This window comes from Streptomyces sp. MCA2, assembly GCF_023544705.1.
Taxonomy (GTDB): Bacteria; Actinomycetota; Actinomycetes; order Streptomycetales; family Streptomycetaceae; genus Streptomyces; species Streptomyces decoyicus.
Window position 1 is genome coordinate 107,315 of record NZ_JAMJFM010000005.1, and the last position, 16,881, is coordinate 124,195.

Annotated in this window: 12 protein-coding genes; 10 read left to right on the plus strand and 2 right to left on the minus strand. The window is 70.9% G+C overall.

The window, feature by feature from the left end:
- Positions 1-121: 121 nt before the first annotated feature.
- Positions 122-1,162, minus strand: coding sequence for an aldo/keto reductase (locus M8I34_RS05890; RefSeq protein WP_250048227.1), 1,041 nt, complete (start codon positions 1,160-1,162; stop codon positions 122-124).
- A gap of 88 nt (positions 1,163-1,250) precedes the next feature.
- Here M8I34_RS05890 and M8I34_RS05895 point away from each other — a divergent pair, with 88 nt between their 5' ends.
- The 8 genes from M8I34_RS05895 (at position 1,251) to M8I34_RS05930 (ending at position 12,484) form a co-directional block, all read left to right on the plus strand.
- Positions 1,251-2,213, plus strand: coding sequence for a 2-hydroxyacid dehydrogenase (locus M8I34_RS05895; RefSeq protein WP_250048228.1), 963 nt, complete (start codon positions 1,251-1,253; stop codon positions 2,211-2,213).
- A gap of 305 nt (positions 2,214-2,518) precedes the next feature.
- Positions 2,519-5,437, plus strand: a complete 2,919-nt coding sequence (locus M8I34_RS05900; RefSeq protein WP_374210858.1) for a putative bifunctional diguanylate cyclase/phosphodiesterase — start codon at positions 2,519-2,521, stop codon at positions 5,435-5,437.
- Positions 5,438-5,643: 206 nt separating this feature from the next.
- Positions 5,644-7,515 carry an acetolactate synthase large subunit gene (locus M8I34_RS05905; protein WP_250048229.1) on the plus strand — a complete coding sequence of 624 codons (1,872 nt, stop codon included), beginning with the start codon at positions 5,644-5,646 and terminating at the stop codon, positions 7,513-7,515.
- Between the two features lie 40 nt (positions 7,516-7,555).
- Positions 7,556-8,080 (plus strand): acetolactate synthase small subunit, encoded by a 525-nt coding sequence (ilvN, locus tag M8I34_RS05910; protein WP_030087741.1) that lies wholly within the window; start codon positions 7,556-7,558, stop codon positions 8,078-8,080.
- A 101-nt stretch (positions 8,081-8,181) separates the two neighbouring features.
- Positions 8,182-9,180 (plus strand): ketol-acid reductoisomerase, encoded by a 999-nt coding sequence (ilvC, locus tag M8I34_RS05915; RefSeq protein WP_030087743.1) that lies wholly within the window; start codon positions 8,182-8,184, stop codon positions 9,178-9,180.
- 270 nt (positions 9,181-9,450) lie between these two features.
- Positions 9,451-11,043, plus strand: coding sequence for a phosphoglycerate dehydrogenase (gene serA / locus M8I34_RS05920; RefSeq protein ID WP_030982180.1), 1,593 nt, complete (start codon positions 9,451-9,453; stop codon positions 11,041-11,043).
- A 300-nt stretch (positions 11,044-11,343) separates the two neighbouring features.
- Entirely contained in the window at positions 11,344-11,796 is a 453-nt protein-coding gene (locus tag M8I34_RS05925) for a PRC-barrel domain-containing protein (RefSeq protein ID WP_250048230.1), read from the plus strand.
- 88 nt (positions 11,797-11,884) lie between these two features.
- Complete coding sequence (locus M8I34_RS05930; protein ID WP_250048231.1) at positions 11,885-12,484, plus strand: TetR/AcrR family transcriptional regulator; 600 nt, start codon at positions 11,885-11,887, stop codon at positions 12,482-12,484.
- Positions 12,485-12,544: 60 nt separating this feature from the next.
- On the opposite strand, the gene M8I34_RS05935 is transcribed toward M8I34_RS05930, so the two are convergent.
- Positions 12,545-13,894 carry a CdaR family transcriptional regulator gene (locus tag M8I34_RS05935; protein WP_250048232.1) on the minus strand — a complete coding sequence of 450 codons (1,350 nt, stop codon included), beginning with the start codon at positions 13,892-13,894 and terminating at the stop codon, positions 12,545-12,547.
- Positions 13,895-14,156: 262 nt separating this feature from the next.
- On the opposite strand from M8I34_RS05935, the gene M8I34_RS05940 reads away from it, so the two are divergent.
- Positions 14,157-15,083 carry a proline dehydrogenase family protein gene (locus M8I34_RS05940; protein ID WP_250048233.1) on the plus strand — a complete coding sequence of 309 codons (927 nt, stop codon included), beginning with the start codon at positions 14,157-14,159 and terminating at the stop codon, positions 15,081-15,083.
- A 148-nt stretch (positions 15,084-15,231) separates the two neighbouring features.
- The gene (gene pruA / locus M8I34_RS05945) at positions 15,232-16,863 is read left to right on the plus strand and encodes an L-glutamate gamma-semialdehyde dehydrogenase (RefSeq protein WP_030982188.1); all 1,632 of its coding nucleotides are present in this window, start codon (positions 15,232-15,234) and stop codon (positions 16,861-16,863) included.
- Positions 16,864-16,881: the final 18 nt, after the last annotated feature.

A 16,881-nucleotide genomic window follows, 5' to 3' on the forward strand; every position in this document is an offset into this window, starting at 1 on the left:
GGCCCCTGCCGCGCAGCCTCCCCGAGGACCACGCCGGGCCGACCGCAGGACGTCGGCGTCGTGCCTCGGTGCGTCCACCTCCGCAGGACAACCTCAGCAGGCCGGCCTCGGCAGGACGGGCTCAGTACCAGGACCCGCGCGCCGGCGGCAGCGCGGCGATCTCGGCCAGGTCCTCGCGTGTGAGCGTCAGCTCCGCGGCCTTGGCGTTCTGTGCGGCCCAGCGTTCCTTCTTCGTGCCCGGCACCGGGACCACATGCCGGCCCTGCGCGAGCGCCCATGCCAGCGCCACCTGCCCCGGCGTCGCACCGTACCGGGCGCCGACCCGGCGCAGCCCGGCTACCACCGGCTGGTTCGCCGCCATCATCTCGGCGGTGAAGCGGGGGTGGCGGGCCCGTGTGTCCTCCGGCTCGAAGCCCTGCCCCGGAGTGAGGGTGCCGGTCAGATAGCCGTTTCCCAGCGGCATCGCGGCCAGGAAGCCGACGCCCCGCGCCTCGCACCACGGCAGCAGGGCCTCCAGCGCCTCCGGCGACCACACCGACAGCTCCGCCTGCACACTGCTGACCGGGAACACCTGCTGGATGCGCTCCAGTTGGGCCAGTGTGCCGTCGTGCATCCGGGAGCGGGGGCGCCCCCTGCCGCCTGCCGGTCGCCGCTCAGCGCGGGCCGCGCGGGCCGGCCGTACCGCCCGCGCACCCACCGCACACAGCCCCAGCGACCGCACCTTCCCCGCCGCCACCAGCTCCGCCATCGCCCCCCAGGTCTCCTCGACGGGCACCTCGGGATCGGCCCGGTGCAGCTGGTAGAGATCGATACGGTCGGTCTGGAGCCGGCGCAGCGAGGCGTCGCAGGCACGCTTGACGTAGCCGGGCCGCCCGTTGGCGACGATGTGCTGCTCGCCCACCAGCAGCCCGCACTTGGTCGACACGAACGCGTCCGAGCGCCGCTCCTTGAGCACCCGGCCCACCAGCAGCTCGTTGGTGAAAGGGCCGTACATATCGGCGGTGTCCAGCAGGCTGCACCCCCGGTCCAGTGCGGTGTGCACGGCCCGCAGCGAGCTGTCCAAGCTGCGCTGCGACTCGGTGTACCCCCAGCTCATCGGCATGCAGCCGAGCCCTATGGCGCCCACTTCGAGAGCCGCCGCACCGATTGTCCTGCGCTCCACCTGGTTGTGCCTCCGTCCCCTCGCCCCCGGTCAAGGGCCTGACCAAACTAACGTCTGAGCAGAACGTCTCTTCGCATAGCCTGCGGCCATGGCAACCGCAGACCAGCGCACCAAAGCGAACGACGTATGGCTCCCGATCCCGCCCGACGAGATCGAGGGCCTCCCCGGCGGTCTCCAGTACGTCCACTGGGACGCCGGCCCCGACTACCCGGCCGACCCCGCGCGGTGCGCCTTCTACGCCGTCCCCTACATGAAGGGCGCGGAGGTCAGCCTGCGCCCGCTGTCCCTGATGAGCCGGGTACGGGTGGTGCAGACCCTCACGGCCGGTGTCGAGCACATGCTCCCCGGACTGAAGCGGATGCCGGCCGGTGCCCAACTGTGCAACGCCCGTGGGCTGCACGACGCCAGCACCGCGGAGCTGGCGCTCACCCTGATCCTGGCCGCGCTGCGCGATATCCCGGGCTTCGTACGGGGCCAGGACGCGGGGGAGTGGCGGCACGGCTTCCGGCCGGCGCTCGCCGACAAGTCGGTCCTCATTGTGGGCTATGGTTCGATTGGCAGTGCCATCGAGGACCGGCTCACACCTTTTGAATGTGCGCGGGTGGCGCGCGTCGCGCGCACCGCGCGTGACACTGTGCGCGGTCCTGTGCATCCACTCTCCGACCTTTCCGCCCTCCTGCCCGCCGCGGACGTGGTCGTGCTGGCAACTCCACTCACCGACACGACGCGTGGCCTGGTCGGAACTGATTTCCTGGCGCGGATGAAGGACGGCGCACTGCTCGTGAACATCGCGCGCGGCGCGATCGTCGACACCAAGGCGCTGCTTGCCGAACTGGAATCCGGACGGCTGCGCGCCGCACTCGATGTCACCGATCCGGAACCCCTGCCCCCGGGGCATCCGCTGTGGCACGCTCCCGGCGTACTCATCACTCCACACGTCGGTGGCCCCAGCTCTGCCTTCCTGCCCCGCGCGAAGCGGCTGCTGCGCGACCAGTTGACGCTTTTCGCGGCCGGCGAGCCCCTGCGGAACGTGGTCGCCACCGCCGACTGACCGCTTGCGAGTAGCGCTACGAGGCCGTACGACTGCAAAGAGTGCACACTTCACGCTGCCAGTCACGCTCCGTAGGGACACTATGTCCCTGAGTGACGGAACTGGTGTATCGTCCCGAGCGGGGACAACGCCGGGAAGGACGCGGCGTGATGCGAACGATCCGGAACTCGAGGGGGGCGACGGGCGATGTACAGCCGATGGATGATTCGCGAGAAGCGCGATCCACGAGCGCCCACGGGGATACTGCGAGGCTCCCAGGCGCACCGCTCCCGACGACGCCCGGTACAGGTGAGGGGAAGAGTCCGGTGAGCGCCCCCGGGGCGATGCTCTCCCGGCCGCCGGCGCCGGCCGGCAATCCGCCGGGCGCGGTACCGCAGATCGTCCTCGCCGTGGTCTGCGGCGGCTATGCCGTCGGTGCCGCCTTCGGCTGGGGATCGCCCGAAGTCGCCGCGTTCATGGGGGACTTCGGCCTCAGCTTCGCGGCGTTCCTGGCGGCCTTCTCCTGCGGTCTGTACGCCCGCAAGCGCCGCAGCCGGTTCCGCCCGGCATGGATGCTGTTCGCCGCCTCGTCCGGGATGGCCGGGCTCGGCAACGCCGTATGGGGCTGGTACGAGGTCATCCAGGGGACCACGGTGCCCAGCCCGTGCCTGGCCGACTTCTGCTTCCTGCTGTTCGCGCCGCCGGCCATCGTCGGTCTGCTGGTGCTCGCCAAGCGGCCGGTGACCAGGGCCGGTTGGGTCTGCCTCGGCCTCGACTCCTGGCTCATCGCGGGGTCGCTGGTCACCCTGTCATGGAGCCTGGCGCTCGCCCACACCGCCCACTTCCAGGGCCGCAGCGTGGCCCAGAGCGCGCTGTCGCTGGCCTACCCGCTGCTGGACATCGTGCTGGTGAGCATGGTGCTCGCGCTGCACTTCCGGCGCTCCTCGGTGCACCGCTCGGCCATCAACACCGCCGTCGCCGCACTGGCGCTGACGGTCCTGTGCGACGCCCTGTTCAGCTCACCGCTGCTGCGCGAGCACTACCGCTCCGGGCAGATCCTGGACGCCGGATGGTTCGCCGGCTCGATGCTGCTCGCGTACGCACCCTGGGTCGCCCGCCGCGCGGGTGACGAGGCCCCCGAGGAGGAGGTCAAGCCCGCCGCGCGCCGGGTCCAGCCGCACGGCAGCCGCCCCATCGCGGGCTCGCTCGCCGCACTGACCCCGTACCTCGCCGCCGCCGTCTGCACCCTGGGCATCCTCACCAACGTCCTGGACGGGCGGCGCATCGACCGCGTGGTGCTCTTCACCGGCTGCACGGTCGTCCTGGCGCTGGTCGTCCGCCAGGGCATCATGCTGCTCGACAACATCACCCTCACCCAGGAGCTGGCGCAGAAGGAGAACCACTTCCGCTCCCTGGTGCAGGGCTCCAGCGACGTCATCATGATCGCCGCCCCGACCGGTGTGCTCCGCTACGTCAGCCCGGCCGCCGCCGGTGTCTACGGCCGCGACGCCGAGGAACTGGTCGGCTCGGAGCTGGCCTCGCTGATCCACCCCGAGGACCTGGGCCGGGTGGTGCACGAGGTCCGCAGATTCCTCGCCGCCGCCCCCGAGGACGAACCCACCACCCGTATCGAATGCCGCTTCCGCGCCGGTGAACAGCGCTCCGGCGGCGACGGCTGGCTGAACGTCGAATCCACGGTCAACCGCCACCACGGCGGCCTGATCTTCAACTCCCGCGATGTCACCGAACGCGTCCGGCTACAGGCCCAGCTCCAGCACAACGCCTCGCACGACGCGCTCACCGACCTGCCCAACCGCGCCCTGTTCACCGAGCGCGTCACCCAGGCCGTCACCGGCCGCCGGGCCAGCGACCACGACACCGCCGTGCTCTACATCGACCTCGATGGCTTCAAGCAGGTCAATGACACCATCGGCCATCAGGCGGGCGACGAACTGCTGGTGCAGGCCGCCCGCAGGCTCGGTGACTCGGTGCGCTCCGGGGACATAGCGGCGCGGCTGGGCGGCGACGAGTTCGCCGCGCTGATCACCGGCGACGGCACCCGCGACCGGGCCGCCCGCGAGTTCCGCATCCACGAGATCGCTGACCGGCTGCGCATCAAGCTCTCCGAGCCCTACCGCATCGACGGGCGGGACGTACGGGTGGCGGCCAGCATCGGCGTCGCCTTCGCCGACCCCGGGGTGAGCCCCGCGGGCCTGCTGCGCAACGCCGACCTCGCGATGTACCGCGCCAAGCAGGCCGGCAAGGGCCGGGTGGAGCTGTACGCCCCCCAGATGCAGAGCGAGGTGGCCCACCGCGCCGAACTCGCCACCAAGCTCCGTACGGCCCTGCACGAGGGCGCGTTCACGCTGCTGCACCAACCGGTGGTGGAGCTGGCCGGCGGCCGGGTCACCGCGGTCGCGGCCCAGGCCCGCTGGCGCTCCGCCGAGGGCATCCTCTTCACTCCGGCCGAATTCCTGCGGGTCGGCGACCGTGGCCGGTTCGCCGACGACGGCGACCGCGCCGCGGAGCTGGACCGCTGGCAGCTGGAGGAGGCCGTCGAGCAGGCCGCGGCGCGCCACCGCGCCGGCTACGCGGTCCCGGTCGCGGTCCGGCTCTCCGCCCGCCGGCTGCTGGACCATGCGCTCTCCCCCAAGGGCGTCGAATCCCTGCTCACCCGGCACGGCCTGCCCTCGCGCGCGCTCGTGCTGGAACTGTCCGAAAGTGATTCCCGCATCCCGCTCGACGACCTGGAGCGCCGGCTGGTGGCGCTGCGCCGCCTCGGCGTACGGATCGCCCTCGACGGCTTCGGCAGCGGCTATGCCGCCATCAGCGCACTGCGCCGGCTCCCGGTCGACGTCCTGCGGCTGGACCGCGGACTGGTGGACGGAGTGGTGGAGTCCGCCCGGCTGCACAAGATCACCGCAGGGCTGCTGCGGATCGCCGGCGACCTCGGCATGCAGTCCGTCGCGGACGGCGTCGATCTGCCCGAGCAGGTCCTCGCGCTGCGCTCCATGGGCTGTACGCACGGCATGGGCATGGCCTTCTCCGGGCCGCTCGACGAACACCGGCTGCGGCGGTCCCTGACGCACGCCCACTATCCGGTGCCGGACCTCCCGGGCCAGAGCCGCGCGGTGGTGCTCACCGGCAGCGGACTGCCCGTCCGGCACGGCGGAATGGCGGGTCCGGATTCGCTCGTGCATCCGCCATTGCGCTCAAATAGTGAGACCTCCGTCCCACCCACTTGACACTCGGTGCACGGCGGGGGGAGGGTCAGTGCCATGCGCACCCGAATTCTCGTACTTGGAAAGCGCGTCGGCTGAAGCTGGTCCCTGACGAAACCAGCTCATCGCACCGACGCGCTCCCCTCGCTTGCCACCTGGCACGGGGGGTTTTTTGTTGCACAGCAACCTCACAAATCCGTCAAAACCCTCAGCTTCGAGAAGAGACGCAGATGACCGAGCAGGCCTCCGGGGCCCACCATCCGCAGCCGCGGGCCCGTCACTCAGGCGGACCGCAGCAGCCCGCCACCGTCGAGCACGTCACGGGCGCGCAGTCCCTGATCCGTTCGCTCGAGGAGGTCGGGGCCGACACCGTGTTCGGCATTCCCGGCGGTGCGATCCTGCCTGCGTACGACCCGATGATGGACTCCTCGAAGGTCCGGCACGTCCTGGTGCGCCACGAGCAGGGAGCGGGCCACGCGGCCACCGGCTACGCCCAGGCCACCGGCCGGGTCGGGGTGTGCATGGCGACCTCGGGCCCGGGCGCCACCAACCTCGTCACCCCGATCGCCGACGCGCACATGGACTCCGTCCCGCTGGTGGCGATCACCGGCCAGGTCGCGTCCAAGGCGATCGGCACGGACGCCTTCCAGGAGGCGGACATCTGCGGCATCACGATGCCGATCACCAAGCACAACTTCCTGGTCACCGACCCGGCCGAGATCCCCCGGACGATCGCCGAGGCGTTCCACATCGCGGCCACCGGCCGTCCGGGCCCGGTCCTGGTCGACATCGCCAAGGACGCCCTCCAGGCGCAGACCACCTTCGTCTGGCCCCCGCACACCGAGCTCCCCGGCTACCGCCCGGTGACCAAGCCGCACGCCAAGCAGATCCGCGAGGCCGCCCGGCTGATCGTCGAGTCCAGGCGCCCGGTGCTCTACGTCGGCGGCGGGGTCATGAAGGCCGGCGCCACCGCCGAGCTGAAGGTGCTCGCCGAACTGACCGGCGCCCCCGTCACCACCACCCTGATGGCGCTGGGCTCCTTCCCCGACAGCCACCCGCAGCATGTCGGGATGCCCGGGATGCACGGTGCGGTCACCGCCGTCACCGCGCTCCAGAAGTCGGACCTGCTGATCACCCTCGGCGCCCGTTTCGACGACCGGGTCACCGGCAAACTGGACTCCTTCGCGCCGTACGCCAAGGTCGTGCACGCGGACATCGACCCGGCGGAGATCGGCAAGAACCGCGCCGCGGACGTCCCGATCGTCGGTGACGCCCGCGAGGTCATCGCGGACCTGATCGTCGCCGTCCAGGCCGAGTACGACGCCGGCCACCGGGGCGACTACACCGCCTGGTGGAAGGACCTCAACCGCTGGCGCGACACCTACCCGCTCGGCTACGACCTGCCGGAGGACGGCAGCCTCTCCCCGCAGCAGGTCATCGAGCGGATCGGACAGCTCGCTCCCGCCGACACCATCTACGCCGCGGGCGTCGGCCAGCACCAGATGTGGGCCGCCCACTTCATCGGCTACGAACAGCCCTCGACCTGGCTGAACTCCGGCGGTGCCGGGACGATGGGGTACGCCGTCCCCGCCGCGATGGGCGCCAAGGCCGGTCAGCCGGACCGTACGGTCTGGGCGATCGACGGCGACGGCTGCTTCCAGATGACCAATCAGGAGCTGGTCACCTGCGCGCTGAACAACATCCCGATCAAGGTCGCGATCATCAACAACGGCGCGCTGGGCATGGTCCGCCAGTGGCAGACCCTCTTCTACAACCAGCGCTACTCCAACACCGTGCTGCACAGCGGTCCCGAGTCCGACGGCCTCGTGACGGCGGGCAAGGCCAGCGGCGGCACCCGCGTCCCGGACTTCGTGAAGCTGTCCGAGGCCATGGGCTGTGTCGCGATGCGCTGTGAGGACCCGGCCGAGCTGGACGCGGTCATCGCCAAGGCCAATGCCATCAATGACCGCCCGGTCGTGATCGACTTCATCGTCCACGAGGACGCCCAGGTGTGGCCCATGGTCGCCGCCGGCACCTCCAACGACGAGGTCATGGCCGCCCGGGGCGTGCGTCCCGACTTCGGCGACAACGAAGACGACTGAGCCCAGGACGTCACGGACGCACGGAAGAAGAGAGAAGACCATGTCCAAGCACACGCTCTCCGTCCTGGTGGAGAACACCCCCGGCATCCTCGCCCGGATCGCCGCGCTGTTCTCCCGCCGCGGCTTCAACATCGACTCGCTCGCGGTCGGGGTCACCGAACACCCCGACATCTCCCGCATCACCATCGTGGTCAGCGTGGAGTCGCTGCCGCTGGAGCAGGTCACCAAGCAGCTCAACAAGCTCGTCAACGTTCTGAAGATCGTCGAGCTGGAACCGGGCGCCGCGATCCAGCGCGAACTGGTCCTGGCCAAGGTCCGCGCCGACAACGAGACGCGCTCGCAGATCGTCGAGATCGTCCAGCTCTTCCGCGCCAAGACCGTGGACGTCTCGCCCGAGGCCGTCACGATCGAGGCCACCGGATCCAGTGAAAAGCTGGAGGCGATGCTCAAGATGCTGGAGCCGTTCGGCATCAAGGAACTGGTCCAGTCCGGCACCATCGCCATAGGCCGCGGCGCCCGCTCCATCACGGACCGCTCGCTGCGGGCCCTGGACCGTTCGGCCTGACCTCGCGTTCCATCCGGACCGCATGGCGAGACCCCCCGACTTTTCCCGCCCCGCCCGACGTACTGTGTGGGCACCCCGCTAGATCCAAGGAGATACCCGAAGTGGCCGAGCTGTTCTACGACGACGATGCCGACCTGTCCATCATCCAGAACCGCAAGGTCGCGGTCATCGGCTACGGGAGCCAGGGCCACGCCCACGCGCTGTCCCTGCGCGACTCGGGTGTCGACGTGCGCGTCGGTCTGCACGAGGGCTCCAAGTCCAAGGCCAAGGCCGAGGAACAGGGCCTGCGCGTGGTGACCCCCGCGGAGGCGGCGGCCGAGGCCGACGTCATCATGATCCTGGTGCCGGACCCGATCCAGGCCAAGGTCTACGAGGAGTCCATCAAGGACCACCTGAAGGACGGCGACGCGCTGTTCTTCGGCCACGGCCTGAACATCCGCTACGGCTTCATCAAGCCCCCGGCCGGCGTGGACGTCGCCCTCGTCGCCCCCAAGGGCCCGGGTCACCTGGTCCGCCGCCAGTACGAGGAAGGCCGCGGCGTCCCGTGCATCGCGGGCGTCGAGCAGGACGCGACCGGCAACGCCTTCGCGCTCGCGCTCTCCTACGCCAAGGGCATCGGCGGCACCCGCGCCGGCGTCATCAAGACCACCTTCACCGAGGAGACCGAGACCGACCTGTTCGGTGAGCAGGCCGTCCTGTGCGGTGGCGCCTCGGCGCTGGTCAAGGCCGGCTTCGAGACCCTGGTCGAGGCGGGCTACCAGCCCGAGATCGCGTACTTCGAGTGCCTCCACGAGCTGAAGCTGATCGTGGACCTGATGTACGAGGGCGGCCTGGAGAAGATGCGCTGGTCGGTCTCCGAGACCGCCGAGTGGGGCGACTACATCACCGGCCCGCGGATCATCAACGAGAACACCAAGGCCGAGATGAAGAAGGTGCTCGCCGAGATCCAGGACGGCACCTTCGCCAACAACTGGATGGCGGAGTACAACGCCGGCCTGCCGAAGTACAACGAGTACAAGAAGGCCGACGAGGACCACCTGCTGGAGACCACCGGCAAGCAGCTGCGCAAGCTGATGAGCTGGGTGGACGACGAGGCGTAAGCCGAACGGACAGGGGGTCGCGAAGCCACTCGCGGCCCCCTCGTCCATGCCCCCGGCCACGGCCGCCGGGGCGCCTTGTCCACCGCGTAGAACCACGCACGGGTGATCCTTCCGCACTGGCACAGGACGCGCCCCCCACCGCCACTACACTGCCAATCACAAGCGCGTCAGGCTCACAGCGTCGTGCGTCTTCCACGCGGCTTTCCCCCTTCACCGCCTTCGGCCGTCGGGACGGCCGTCCGCGAAGGACTAGTGAGGACTGAAGACCACGTGAGCCCGAAACCTGTCGTACTGATCGCCGAAGAGCTGTCGCCCGCCACCGTCGACGCCCTCGGTCCGGACTTCGAGATCCGGCACTGCAACGGCGCGGACCGCGCCGAGCTGCTGCCCGCGATCGCCGATGTCGACGCCGTCCTCGTGCGCAGCGCGACGAAGATCGACGCTGAGGCCATCGCCGCCGCCAAGAAGCTGAGGGTCGTCGCCCGTGCGGGCGTGGGCCTGGACAATGTCGATGTCTCCGCCGCCACCAAGGCCGGCGTGATGGTCGTCAACGCCCCGACCTCCAACATCGTCACCGCCGCCGAGCTCGCCTGCGGTCTGCTGGTCGCCACGGCCCGCAACATCCCGCAGGCGAACACCGCCCTGAAGAACGGCGAGTGGAAGCGCAGCAAGTACACCGGCGTCGAGCTCAGCGAGAAGACCCTCGGTGTGGTCGGCCTCGGCCGGATCGGCGTTCTGGTCGCCCAGCGGATGTCGGCCTTCGGCATGAAGGTCGTCGCCTACGACCCCTACGTCCAGCCGGCCCGTGCCGCGCAGATGGGCGTCAAGCTGCTGACCCTGGACGAGCTGCTGGAGGTCTCGGACTTCATCACCGTGCACCTCCCCAAGACGCCCGAGACCGTCGGTCTCATCGGCGACGAGGCGCTGCACAAGGTCAAGCCGTCGGTCCGGATCGTCAACGCCGCGCGTGGCGGGATCGTCGACGAGGCGGCGCTGGCCACCGCGCTGAAGGAGGGCCGGGTGGCCGGCGCGGGCCTCGACGTCTACGCGACCGAGCCCTGCACCGACTCGCCGCTCTTCGAGTACGACCAGGTCGTCGCCACCCCGCACCTCGGTGCGTCGACGGGTGAGGCGCAGGAGAAGGCCGGTATCTCGGTCGCCAAGTCGGTGCGGCTGGCGCTGGCCGGCGAGCTGGTGCCGGACGCGGTCAACGTGCAGGGCGGTGTGATCGCCGAGGACGTCAAGCCGGGTCTGCCGCTGGCCGAGCGCCTCGGCCGGATCTTCACCGCGCTGGCCGGCGAGGTCGCCCTGCGCCTCGACGTCGAGGTGTACGGCGAGATCACCCAGCACGACGTCAAGGTGCTCGAACTCTCCGCGCTCAAGGGCGTGTTCGAGGACGTCGTGGACGAGACGGTGTCCTATGTCAACGCCCCGCTGTTCGCGCAGGAGCGCGGCGTGGAGGTGCGGCTGACGACCAGCAGCGAGTCGCCCGAGCACCGCAATGTGGTGACCGTGCGCGGCACCCTCGCGGGCGGCGACGAGGTGTCGATCTCCGGCACGCTGTCGGGCCACAAGAACACCCAGAAGATCGTCGCGGTCGGTGACCACTCCATCGACCTGTCGCTCGCGGACCACATGGCCTTCATGCGCTACAGCGACCGCCCCGGTGTCGTCGGCACCGTCGGCCGGATCCTGGGCGAGGCCGGCATCAACATCGGCGGGATGCAGGTTTCCCGGGCCGATGTCGGTGGCGAGGCGCTGGTTGCGCTGACCGTCGACGACACGATTCCGCCGAACGTGCTCGCCGAGATCGCCGAGGAGATCGGCGCGACCTCGGTGCGTGCGGTGAACCTCGGCGACTGAGTCGCAGGATTCGCAGGTCAACGGGCCCGGACCCCGCCTCGGCGGAGTCCGGGCCCGTTCGCGTGCCCGCATCGTACGCACGCCGTCGCGGTCCGCGACTCCGCGTCCGGGGAGGTCTCACGCGTCCGCCGTTCACCCGAATGGCGTATCGGGTGGTGAGGTCGTGGGGGCCGTCGGCACCGCCGTGGGACCGCCGGAGCCGCCCGCTGCCGGTCGTCCCGAGTCGCTGGGGAGATGCCCGCGTCGCGCAATGGGAACTGTGCGTGCCCCCCGCCGGTGCGTGCGGAAGGAGAAGTCGCCATGAATGCACCCCTGGGTGAGCCCCCGCGGAGCCTGACCGGTCTGTATGTGGTCGATGCGGACGGCGCGAAGGTGGGCAGGGTCCAGCAGGTCTACCGGGACGATGCCACCAACGACCCCGAGTGGATCACGGTGCGCACCGGGCTGTTCGGGATGAAGGAGACGTTCATTCCGCTCGCCGGGGTCCGTCGGACCGGCGACGAACTGCATGTTCCGCACGACAAGGAGACCATCAAGGCGGCGCCGCGGATCGACGCCGACGGCCATCTCGACCCCTCCGAGGAAACCGAGCTCTACCGCCACTACGGGATGGCCCGGCCGGGTGCGCCGCACCCCGGGGAGGCACCGGACCCCGGCGGGGAGTCCGGCACCGGCGGTACGCCTCACCCCGGCTCCGGAGGTACGCCGGGCCCCGGAGGCACGTCCGGCACCGGAGGGATGCCGCTCGGATAGGGCCAGGGGCACCCGGGCCGTCGGAAGGTGTACGCCCGTCTAATACGGATGTCTGGTACGAGCGTATGTGCGGAGATAGGCTGCCCCCATGGGACACCGTGAAGACCTTCTGGAGGGCGCCAAGCGCTGCCTCCTGGAGAAGGGGTATGCGCGCACCACCGCTCGCGACATCGTGGCCGCATCCGGCGCCAACCTCGCCTCCATCGGATACCACTACGGCTCCAAGGACGCCCTGATGCGCCAGGCGATCATCGCGTCCAGCGAGGAGTGGGGCGCGAGTGTGGCCCAGGTGCCGGCCGCCGGCGGCGGGGCGGAGGCGGGCGACGCGGATCCGCTGGAGCGGTTCGCCGCGGTCTGGGACGCGGTCCTCCAGCGGATCGCCGCGGAACGGGAGTTCATCGCCGCGCAGGTCGAGGTGCTGGGGCTGCTGCCGCGCGACGCGGCACTGCGCGAGGCGATCGGCGAGGTGCTCCCGGAGGGCGGCGAGGGGCTCGTCGCGGTCTTCGAAGGGGTGCCGGACACCGAGGTCGACCCGGAGGCGGCGCGCATCGTCGGCTCCTTCTACCAGGCCCTGCTCACCGGCCTGATGGTCCAGTCGCTGCTCACGCCGGACGCCATGCCCTCCGGCCGGGACCTGGCGACCGCACTGCGCCGGGTCACCGCGGGCGAGGTGCTGGACGCGAAGTAGCGGCCGTGCCCGCGCGCGGAGCCGGACACTCCGCCGCCGGGAGCGGTGCGCCCGACTCCCTCACAGCCGCGCCGCCTTGAGCGCCATGTGCAGCAGCAGCCGGTGCTCGCCGTCGGCGAGGTCGAGGCCGGTCAGCTTCTCCACCCGGCCCAGGCGGTAGTAGAGCGTCTGGCGGTGGATGCCCAGGGCCTGTGCGGTGCGGCTCGCCTGGCCCGCGCAGTCCAGGAACACCTCCGCGGTGCGCGCGAGTTCGGCGTGCGCGGGGGCGAGCAGCGGGCCGACGGCCGGGTCGGGTGCGGTGCCCGGCAGAGCGGTCAGCATGCGGTACGGGCCGAGGGCGTCCCACTGGGTGATCGGGCCCAGCCGGGGCTCGGCGCGGGCCGCGCGGGCCGCGTCCAGCGCTTCTCGCCAGGTGGCCGGGAGGTCGGTCAACTCCGTGGTGCCGACGCCGATTCCGGCGGCGCCCGGCCGCAGCGGCGAGGGGTGCCCGCGCGAGGCGCCGCGCGGGACGCGGCCCTCGGCCGGCGCCGCGCCCGCACGCGGGGAGCGCAGCAGATGCTCGGCCACCGCATGGGCCGGGGTGAGCGCACCGGCCGAGCGCAGCCGCACCAGCGCGGCCAGGGCGGGCACGGCGGCGGACGACGGACGGCCGCCGGCCCCGGAGCGGCCCTGGTGTCCGTTGCCGTGCTGCGCGGCGTTGTCCGCCTCGTCCGCCCCCTCCGCCGGGGGCGCCGGAGAGCCCGCCGGCAGTGCGCACGCCGCCAGCAGGCCCGGCAGGCTGGGCAGCGGCGCCACGTCGGTGTCCGAGGTGTCCCAGGGCAGCACCGCGACCACGGTGAGCGGGACGCCCGGGGTGAAGCGCAGGGTGTCCCGCAGCGCCTCGTGCAGCGCGGCCGCCGTGGCCGCCCGCCCGGCGGGCTGCGAGACCAGCAACTCCCGCAGCAGATCGCCGAGTTCGGACCCGGCACGGGCCTCGTCGGCGAGCAGCGCGCCGATCCGGGCGGCGGTCTCCATCGCCTGTGCGATCCGCGGGTCGGCCGGCGCGCCGCGGCCGCCCAGTTCGAGGTCGGTCAGATGCCCGTCGTCCAGCAGCCAGACATAGCCGTGCACGATGCCCCGGTGGCGTACGGGCAGGCAGATGCGGCCCTTGAAGACCCCCGCCGCCGGGTCCGGGGGAATGCGCAGCGCCGTCCTGGCGCGGGCGATCCCGAACGCCTCGAACCAGGCCCGTACCGCCGCCGACGAGCGGCGCTGGAGGATCGAGCGGGTCCGCACGGGGTCCATGACCTCGTCGTCGTCGCCCTCGTGCGCGCCGAAGGCAATCAGTCCGAAATCCCGGTCCTCCAGCGTCGCCGGTGCGCCGAGCGCCGCCGAGATCTCGTCCACGAGCTGTTGGTAATCGCCCCGCATCCGCCGCCCGGCTCCTCTCCTGTCGTCACACCACCGGCACCGTCAGTACCTCGGGCACCTCTCACACCACTGTCACCACTGGCACGGTCGTCACTCCCTCATTCTCATACATCTGTCTGAGATCCCGACCACGAAGGCGTGACAGCTGTCGATGGCCGGGAAGTGGCGCGATCCTTAAGTTTCAGGTGGCTCAATATTGCCGACGCGTTCGCCCCGTCCGGCGTCCGCCCGGTACTTGTCACCCTGAATCGTGGAGGTGCCCATGCTGGGTCCCGTGCTTCTCGCCGCAGCGCGCAGCGACAGCATCCGCCGCCTCGTCGCGGCCGCGCCGGTCACCCGCCCCGTGGTGAACCGGTTCGTCGCCGGCGAGCGCCTGGACGAGTCCATGGCGGCCGTACGGTCCCTTGCCGCGCGTGGCCTGGAGGTCACCCTCGACCATCTCGGCGAGGACATCACCGACCCGGCCGAAGCGCTGCGCAACCGCGATGCCTATCTCCAGCTGGCCGCGGCACTCAAGGAGCACGGGCTCGGCGTCAAGGCCGAGATGTCGGTCAAGCTGTCCGCTTTCGGGCAGGCACTGGCCGGCGGCCACGAGCTGGCGCTGAAGAACGTCACTCCGGTGGTCGAAGCCGCCGCCGAGGCCGGTACGACCGTGACCCTCGACATGGAGGACCACACCACGGTCGACTCCACCCTCGCCATCCTCGCCGACCTGCGGGAGCGTTTCCCCCAGACGGGCGCGGTGCTCCAGTCCTACCTCTTCCGTACCGAGGACGACTGCCGTGCGCTCGCCGGGGAAGGCTCCCGGGTGCGGCTGGTCAAGGGTGCGTACAAGGAGCCCGCGACCGTCGCCTTCCAGGACAAGCAGGAGGTCGACAAGGCCTATGTGCGCTGCCTGAAGATCCTGATGGGCGGCGAGGGCTACCCCATGATCGGGTCGCACGACCCGCGGATGGTGGCCATCGCCCAGGAGCTGGCGCACCGCAACGGGCGCAAGCCGGCCGACTACGAATTCCAGATGCTGTACGGCATCCGGGAGGCCGAGCAGGAGCGTCTGGTGGCGGATGGGCACCGTATGCGGGTGTACATCCCCTATGGCACCGACTGGTACGGATACTTCATGCGCCGGCTCGCCGAGCGCCCCGCGAACCTCGGGTTCTTCCTGAGGTCGCTGGCGACCCGCGGCTGATCGCCCCCGTGGGGGCGGACACGGGTGGATGCTGGAAGCCCGGGACGCGTCCCGGACGGCACCGCCCGCGGCCGCCCACCCGACGCGGCCGCGGCCGCACCACCGACGTACGAAAACGACGATCGAGATCGAAGGAGACACGGCCGCTATGGACGCTGTGACCCAGGTCCCCGTGCCGGTGAACGAGCCGGTCCACACCTACGCCCCCGGCAGCCCGGAGCGTTCCCGCCTGGAGGCCAAGCTCAAGGAGCTGGCCGGCAACCCGATCGAGCTGCCGATGACCATCGGCGGCGAGCGCCGGATGGGCGGCGGCGAGCGTTTCGACGTCGTGCAGCCGCACAACCACGCCTCCCGGCTCGGTACGTACGCCAACGCCACGGTCAAGGACGGCCAGGACGCGGTCGACGCCGCGCTGGCCGCCGCCCCGGCCTGGCGCGCGCTGTCCTTCGACGACCGCGCCGCGATCATCCTCAAGGCCGCCGACCTGCTCTCCGGCCCCTGGCGCGAGACGCTGGCCGCCGCCACCATGCTCGGCCAGTCCAAGACCGCCCAGCAGGCCGAGATCGACACTCCCTGTGAGCTCATCGACTTCTGGCGCTTCAATGTGCACTTCGCGCGCCAGATCCTCGCCGAGCAGCCCCCGGCGAACTCCCCGGGCGTGTGGAACCGCTCGGACCACCGCCCCCTAGAGGGCTTCGTCTACGCGATCACGCCCTTCAACTTCACCGCGATCGCCGGCAACCTCCCGACCGCTCCCGCCCTCATGGGCAACGTGGTCGTCTGGAAGCCGTCCCCGACGCAGACCCTCGCCGCCGTGCTGCTGATGGAGCTGCTGGAGGAGGCCGGGCTGCCCAAGGGCGTCATCAACCTGGTCACCGGTGACGGCAAGGACGTCTCCGAGGTGGCGCTGACCCACCCCGACCTGGCGGGCATCCACTTCACCGGTTCGACCAAGACCTTCCAGCACCTGTGGAAGACGGTCGGCATCAACATCGAGAACTACAAGACCTACCCCCGGCTCGTCGGCGAGACCGGTGGCAAGGACTTCATCGTCGCCCACCCGTCGGCCGACCGCGCCGTGCTGAAGACCGCCATGACCCGTGGCGCCTTCGAGTTCCAGGGCCAGAAGTGCTCCGCGGCCTCCCGCGCGTACGTCCCGGCCTCGCTGTGGAACAGCGGCCTCAAGGAGGAGTTCGCCGCCGAGGTCGACTCCCTGTCCGTGGGCGACGTCTCGGACCTGTCGAACTTCATGTCCGCCGTCATCGACGAGCGCTCCTTCGCCAAGAACAAGGCGGCGATCGACCGCGCCAAGGCCGACCCGACCGTCGAGGTCGTGGCCGGCGGCACGTACGACGACAGCGAGGGCTACTTCGTCCGCCCGACGGTCCTGGTCTCCACCGACCCGGAGAACGAGATCTTCAAGGACGAGTACTTCGGCCCGATCCTCGGCGTCTACGTGTACGACGACGCCGACTACGACGCGATGCTCACCCAGATGGAGTCCGCCTCGGCGTACGGCCTGACCGGCTGTGTCATCGCCCAGGACCGTGCCGAGGCGGCCCGCACCTGCGAGCTGCTGCGCTTCGCGGCCGGCAACTTCTACATCAATGACAAGCCGACCGGCGCCGTCGTCGGCCAGCAGCCCTTCGGCGGCGGCCGCGCGTCCGGCACCAACGACAAGGCCGGCGCCAAGCAGAACCTGATGCGCTGGACCTCGACCCGCTCCATCAAGGAGACCCTGGTCCCGCCGACGGACTACCGCTACCCGCACATGGGCTGACGGCCCGCGCGTACACCG